Origin of the sequence: Limnobacter sp. (assembly GCF_964228395.1) — a bacterium.
Lineage (GTDB): Bacteria > Pseudomonadota > Gammaproteobacteria > Burkholderiales > Burkholderiaceae_B > Limnobacter.
In genome coordinates, this window is the sequence record NZ_CAXQZX010000135.1 from 1 (window position 1) to 4,428 (window position 4,428).

Annotated in this window: 5 protein-coding genes; all 5 read right to left on the bottom strand. The window is 54.8% G+C overall.

Annotation, left to right across the window (positions count from 1 at the left end; genetic code table 11):
- Window positions 1-888 (bottom strand): L-threonylcarbamoyladenylate synthase (locus tag ACEQU8_RS11565; RefSeq protein WP_370263758.1); only part of this gene is annotated, 888 nt, incomplete at its 3' end.
- Between the two features lie 16 nt (window positions 889-904).
- A complete protein-coding gene (locus ACEQU8_RS11570; RefSeq protein ID WP_370263759.1) occupies window positions 905-2,080 on the bottom strand; it encodes a 5-(carboxyamino)imidazole ribonucleotide synthase in 1,176 nt (391 codons plus the stop codon).
- A gap of 16 nt (window positions 2,081-2,096) precedes the next feature.
- Window positions 2,097-2,618, bottom strand: a complete 522-nt coding sequence (gene purE, locus ACEQU8_RS11575; RefSeq protein ID WP_240965791.1) for a 5-(carboxyamino)imidazole ribonucleotide mutase — start codon at window positions 2,616-2,618, stop codon at window positions 2,097-2,099.
- Between the two features lie 4 nt (window positions 2,619-2,622).
- A complete protein-coding gene (locus ACEQU8_RS11580; RefSeq protein ID WP_105027055.1) occupies window positions 2,623-3,519 on the bottom strand; it encodes a phosphoribosylaminoimidazolesuccinocarboxamide synthase in 897 nt (298 codons plus the stop codon).
- Between the two features lie 86 nt (window positions 3,520-3,605).
- The coding region (locus ACEQU8_RS11585; protein WP_370263761.1) for a ketose-bisphosphate aldolase at window positions 3,606-4,428 on the bottom strand (823 nt) is incomplete at its 5' end.

Here is a 4,428-nt window from a genome sequence, read left to right on the forward strand (position 1 = left end):
ATACAGCGCCTTGGCGACTTCGCCAGGTTTGTCACTCAAGGCTTCAACCAGCACTTCCCCGCACTGTTCTCGCAGCGCGTCAGCCTGCGCCAGGAATTCATCGGTCCAGCCCACACACAAGGTTTTATTCTGCAACTGCAAGGCAGCCAATTCGCTGGCCTGCAGCACCCACACCTTGGCATCAGGGCTGTAGTGTTTTTCAAGCGCACCGGAAACCCGCGGATTGGCGTTTGGAGTTTTGGATACCTCACCGTGACTTTTCACAGCCACGCCCAGCACCGCTTCTATTTGCGCAGCCGTAATGGCACCAGGCCGCAGTATGGCGGGCTGGTCATCCAGCAATGAAACAATGGTCGATTCAATACCTACCTCAGGCACATCGCCATCCAGAATAAACGGAATTCGGTCGCCAAGCTCGGCCAGCACGTGGCTTGCACGTGTGGGGCTGACTTTGCCAAAGCGGTTGGCCGAAGGTGCTGCCACCGGCACCCCAGTGGCTTTTAGCAGTTCAATCGCAACCGGGTGGGAAGGGCAGCGAATCCCCACAGAATTTTGCCCGCCAGTCACTTCAAAAGGCATGCGCTCGCCCTTGGGGACAACCAAAGTGAGCGGGCCAGGCCAGAACGCATTCATCAACTTTTGCATGGTGGGGGTAAGTTCAGCCACCCAGCCTGTTAATTCTGCACCGGGGGCCACGTGGGCAATCAGGGGGTGTTCTGAGGGTCGCCCCTTGGCCTTGAAGATGCCTTCAATGGCGCCCAGCTGAGAAACAGCCGCACCCAGGCCAAACACGGTTTCGGTTGGAAAAGCGACCAACTCGCCGCTCTGAAGCGCCTGAGCGCATCGCTTGATGTTGCTCGCAGAGGGGACGAGCAATTCAGCATGCATGTGAGGCCGGCCGGAATCAGTCGTCGTCATCGCCAATGCCCAGAATGTCTCTAACTTCTTGAGCAACCGCCAGGGCACGGTCAAGGGTTTCTGCAATCACCGTGATATGGCCCATCTTGCGCCCTACCCGGGCTTGTTCTTTGCCATACAGGTGCAGCTTCACTTCGGGAATGGCCAATACTTTTTCCCAGGCAGGTTCACGCACGCTGCCATCTTCGCCATACCAAAGGTCGCCCAGCAGGTTCACCATGACGGCAGGACTGTGCGGGCGAGTGTCGCCCAATGGCAGCCCTGCAAGCACGCGAGCCTGTTGTTCAAATTGGCAGGTAACACAGGCATCAATTGAATAGTGCCCGCTGTTGTGGGGACGCGGTGCAATTTCATTGACCACGAGGCCCAATTCATCCACTACGAAAAACTCGACGCAAAGTACACCCACGTAATCAAGGGCACCAGCAATTGAAATGGCATTGGCGCGGGCTTGGGCAGCCATGGCGTCATCAATACGGGCAGGCACAATGGTGGTGGCCAATATGCCCTTGCGGTGATGATTTTCAGCCACCGGAAAAGTTGCGCACTCACCTTTGTGGTCTCGGGCCACAATCACCGACATTTCTTTTTGCAAAGTGAGGCGCTTTTCAAGCACACATTCCACTTCATTCAAATCGGCGAATGCCTTGCGCACCTCGTCCAGCGTTTTCACACGAACTTGACCCTTGCCGTCGTAACCCAAACGGGCCGTTTTCACGATACCCGGCAGCAGGTGCTCAAGATCATCGGTAATGTCGGCCATGCGGCGAATGGCCGCATGCGGTGCAACAGGCACGCCACAACCTGTGATGTAGGCTTTTTCTTCAATGCGGTTTTGCGCCACACCGACCGAGAAAGCAGATGGGCTGACAGGAATGCTTTTGGAAAGCGTATCCAGTGCCAAGGCGGGCACATTTTCAAATTCAGTGGTTACCCCCACGCAGCGCTGGGCCAACTTGGCCAAACCCTGATCGTCCATGTAATCGGCAAGCACTTGGTCATCAGCGACAGAACCGGCAGGGCCGTTGGCGACGGGGTCTAGCACCAGCACGCGATACCCCATGCTTTGTGCTGCCATGCAGAACATACGGCCCAACTGACCACCACCCAACAGGCCCAGCCACTGGCCAGGTTTGGCTGTTTTGAATTCAATCTTGCTCATGTGTTTGGCTTAAAAATCAACGCAAAGGGGGCAGTTCCATTTCGCGGGCCACATTGGACTGGCTCACACGAAAATCCTGCAATTTCTGATTCAATTCCGTGTCGGTCAAGGCCAAAATAGCGACCGCACCCAAAGCAGCATTGGCCGCACCCGCCTCCCCAATGGCGAAGGTGTGCACCGGAATGCCTTTGGGCATTTGCACAATCGACAACAGAGAATCTTCGCCGCGCAGGTACTTGGAGGGCACTGGCACCCCCATGACCGGCACAATGGTTTTGGCTGCCAACATGCCGGGCAGGTGTGCTGCACCGCCTGCACCGGCAATAATCACCTGGATGCCGCGGGTGGCTGCTGTTTCAGCGTAGGCAAACATTTCATCGGGCATGCGGTGGGCTGAAACCACACGGGCTTCATAGTCCACACCAAAATCGCGCAGCACCTGTACGGCGTTTTTCATCACTTCCCAGTCGGAAGACGAACCCATGACCACACCCACTTTGGGATGGTCTGAGGTGTGCATGTGTATGGCTTCGGTCATGTGCTTATCCAATCCAAAGGCGGCCAGTCAAAATTTCATAGGCCTGGCGATATTTACCCGCCGTTTTGTCGATGATGTCTTGTGGCAGTGTAGGCGCTGGTGCTTTTTTGTTCCAGCCTGGAACGCTTTCCAGGTAATCGCGTACGAATTGTTTGTCATACGAAGGTGGGGAAATGCCCACCTGGTACTGGTCTGCCGGCCAAAATCGGGAGGAATCTGCGGTCAATACCTCGTCCATCAAGGTGAGGGCACCGTTTTCGTCGAGACCAAATTCAAATTTGGTGTCCGCAATAATAATGCCCTGGCGGGCTGCGTAATCGCTGGCCTTGGTGTACAAGGCAATCGATACATCGCGAATTTGTTGGGCAAGGTCACGGCCAACAACATCGCTCATGGTGTCGAAATCAATATTTTCGTCGTGTTCACCCATGGCTGCCTTGGTGGCTGGCGTAAAAATAGGCTCGTCCAGCTTGGCAGCCATTTGCATGCCTGGGGGTAATTTGATGCCGCACACCGCACCTGTGGCCTGGTAGTCTTTCCAGCCAGAACCGATCAGGTAACCACGCACCACGGCCTCGATTGGCAAAGCTTTCAGCTTTTTAACCACCATGGAGCGGCCCTTGATCTGGGGTGCTTCTTCAGCCGACACCACTGTTTCGGGAGCAATGCCGGTGAGGTGATTGGGCACTACGTCAGCCAGAATGTCGAACCAGAACTGAGCCATCTGGGTAAGCACCATGCCTTTTTCGGGAATGGGTTGATCCAGAATGACATCGAATGCAGACAGGCGGTCGCTGGCCACAATCAACATTTTGTCGTCGCCAACAGAGAAATTTTCCCGAACTTTGCCGCGGTGCAGCAAAGGCAGGGAAGTCAGCTTGGTTTCAAACACAGTACTCATTCAAATGGCCTCGTGGGATTCAGGCTTTAAAAATAAAACACGCGGGGCACAGCCCGCGTGAGCTTCAACAGGCTTTTGCTGACCGTTTATTGAACGATTTGCGCGAGTTCGCCTTTGGCGTATTTCTGTGCAATTTCGCTCATGGGGATCGGCTTGATTTTCGCGCCCTGCCCTTCACAACCAAATTCCATGTAACGCTGTTTGCAAATTTGCTTGGCCGCTTCACGCGCGGGTTTCAGCCACTCACGCGCGTCGAATTTGTCGGGGTTCTCGAACAAGAACTTACGCACCGCACCAGTCATGGCCAGGCGAATGTCGGTGTCAATGTTGATTTTGCGCACGCCATACTTGATAGCTTCCTGAATTTCTTCCACAGGCACACCATAGGTTTCTTTCATTTTGCCGCCGTACTGGTTGATGATGGCCAGCAATTCTGCGGGCACCGACGATGAACCGTGCATCACCAGGTGGGTATTTGGAATACGGGCATGAATTTCCTTCACGCGTGAAATGGCAAGAATATCGCCAGTGGGCTTGCGGCTGAACTTGTAGGCACCATGACTAGTACCAATGGCGATGGCCAAAGCGTCCAGTTGTGTGCCCTTGACAAACACGGCAGCCTCTTCGGGATCGGTCAGCATTTGGCTGTGATCCAGTTTACCCTCGGCGCCAATGCCATCTTCCTCGCCCGCTTCACCTGTTTCCAGGTTACCCAGGCAACCCAGTTCACCTTCCACTGTCACACCCACCTTGTGCGCCATGTCTACCACTTTGCGGGTTACTTCAAGGTTGTAATCAAATGAGGCTGGCGTTTTTCCATCTTCCATCAGCGAGCCGTCCATCATGACGGAGCCAAAACCCAGATCGATAGCACCCTGACACACCTTGGGGCTGGTACCGTGATCCTGA

Bases quoted from the DNA above. Each gene is read 5' to 3' on its own strand.
- purE (WP_240965791.1), bottom strand. From the start codon at position 2,618: ATGACCGAAGCCATACACATGCACACCTCAGACCATCCCAAAGTGGGT.
- ACEQU8_RS11580 (WP_105027055.1), bottom strand. From the start codon at position 3,519: ATGAGTACTGTGTTTGAAACCAAGCTGACTTCCCTGCCTTTGCTGCAC.
- ACEQU8_RS11570 (WP_370263759.1), bottom strand. From the start codon at position 2,080: ATGAGCAAGATTGAATTCAAAACAGCCAAACCTGGCCAGTGGCTGGGC.